This is a genomic window from Nocardia sp. NPDC060220 (assembly GCF_042727815.1).
Lineage (GTDB): Bacteria > Actinomycetota > Actinomycetes > Mycobacteriales > Mycobacteriaceae > Nocardia.
Genome location: NZ_JBHWZY010001224.1, coordinates 1 through 1,551, shown reverse-complemented (window position 1 = coordinate 1,551; position 1,551 = coordinate 1). Strand labels below are relative to the sequence as shown.

1 protein-coding gene is annotated in these 1,551 nt (G+C 65.8%); it reads left to right on the top strand.

Features of this window, described 5'->3' with window-relative positions; all coding sequences use genetic code 11:
* A partial coding sequence (thiC, locus tag ACFWF3_RS35505; protein WP_379318509.1) for a phosphomethylpyrimidine synthase ThiC occupies positions 1 to 1,549 on the top strand: 1,549 nt, incomplete at its 5' end.
* Between the last annotated feature and the right edge of the window lie 2 nt (positions 1,550 to 1,551).

Genomic DNA, 1,551 nt, shown 5'->3' with positions numbered 1-1,551 from the left:
GCGCATCCCGGTGCGCCGGATCAATCTCACCAACGGCGACCACTTCGATGTCTTCGACACCTCGGGGCCGTACACCGACGACAACGCGGTGATCGACCTCGAGGCCGGGCTGCCGAAACTGCGCGACGAATGGGACTCCCCGACCGTCGACGGTCCGCCGACCCAGCTCGCCTGGGCTCGTCAGGGCATCATCACCCCCGAGATGCGGTTCATCGCCGCCCGCGAGGGGGTCTCGCCCGAACTGGTGCGCGACGAGGTCGCACTCGGTCGCGCGGTCATTCCGGCCAACCACAACCACCCGGAGCTGGAGCCGACCATCATCGGCAAGAAGTTCCTGGTCAAGATCAATGCCAATATCGGCAATTCGGCGGTGTCGTCGTCGATCGCCGAAGAGGTGGAGAAGATGGTGTGGGCCGCGCGCTGGGGCGCCGACACCATCATGGACCTGTCCACCGGCAAGAACATCCACGAGACCCGCGAGTGGATTCTGCGCAACTCCCCCGTCCCGATCGGCACCGTCCCGATCTATCAGGCGCTGGAGAAGGTGAACGGTGATCCCACCAAGCTCACCTGGGAGATGTACCGCGACACCGTGATCGAGCAGTGCGAGCAGGGCGTCGACTACATGACCGTGCACGCGGGCGTGCTGCTGCGCTACATCCCGCTCACCGCCAAGCGCGTCACCGGCATCGTCTCGCGCGGTGGTTCGATCATGGCCGCGTGGTGTCTGGCCCATCACCAGGAATCGTTCCTGTACACGCACTTCCGTGAGCTCTGCGAGATCCTCGCGAAGTACGACGTCACCTTCTCCCTCGGCGACGGCCTGCGTCCCGGCTCCATCGCCGACGCCAACGACGAGGCCCAATTCGCCGAACTCCGGACTCTCGGCGAGCTCACCAAGATCGCGAAATCCTATGGCGTGCAGGTGATGATCGAAGGCCCAGGCCACGTGCCGATGCACAAGATCGTCGAGAACGTGCGGCTCGAGGAAGAGCTCTGCGAAGAGGCGCCGTTCTACACCCTCGGCCCGCTGGCCACCGATATCGCGCCCGCCTACGACCACATCACCTCGGCCATCGGCGCCGCGATCATCGCCCAGGCGGGCACCGCGATGCTCTGCTACGTCACGCCCAAGGAGCACCTCGGTCTGCCCAACCGCGACGACGTCAAGGTCGGCGTGATCACCTACAAGATCGCCGCCCACGCCGCCGACCTCGCCAAGGGTCACCCGCACGCCCAGGACCGGGACAACGAATTGTCCAAGGCCCGTTTCGAATTCCGCTGGCACGACCAGTTCGCGCTCTCGCTGGATCCCGACACCGCCCGCGAGTACCACGACGAGACCATGCCCGCCGAGCCCGCCAAGACCGCCCACTTCTGCTCGATGTGCGGTCCGAAGTTCTGCTCGATGCGCATCTCCGCCGACGTACGCGAATACGCGGAGAAGCAGGGGCTCACCGATGTGGCCGCCATCGAGGCGGGCATGGCCGAGAAGTCCGCCGAGTTCGCCGACCACGGCAGCAAGGTGTACCTCCCGGTCGTCTCCTGACC